This window comes from Streptomyces sp. P17 (assembly GCF_032436805.1).
Taxonomy (GTDB): Bacteria; Actinomycetota; Actinomycetes; order Streptomycetales; family Streptomycetaceae; genus Streptomyces.
In genome coordinates this window covers 1-247 of the sequence record NZ_JAVRBF010001290.1, presented here as the reverse complement: position 1 = coordinate 247, position 247 = coordinate 1, and the positions used below count along the sequence as shown (strand labels likewise).

Here is a 247-nt window from a genome sequence, read left to right as displayed (position 1 = left end):
ATCAGCAGAAAGACCGGTACCCACAAGTTCCGCCAATATGATAGCACCACGCTTTTTGGCGTGTTCCAGCTCTTCGATAACCAAGCAGCATGAGCCCTCACCCATCACAAACCCGTCACGACTGGCGCTAAACGGACGTGAAGCTGTCTGGGGGCTATCGTTTCTTGTAGAAAGAGCATTCATCGTATTGAAACCTCCTACACCTGCAGCACAAATAGCAGCTTCTGCTCCTCCGGATATAATGACA

1 protein-coding gene is annotated in these 247 nt (G+C 50.2%); it reads right to left on the bottom strand.

Translation table 11 applies throughout. The features are described 5' to 3' along the window. Positions 1 to 240 (bottom strand): beta-ketoacyl synthase N-terminal-like domain-containing protein (locus RMT89_RS46420; RefSeq protein ID WP_399499101.1); only part of this gene is annotated, 240 nt, incomplete at its 3' end. Positions 241 to 247: the final 7 nt, after the last annotated feature.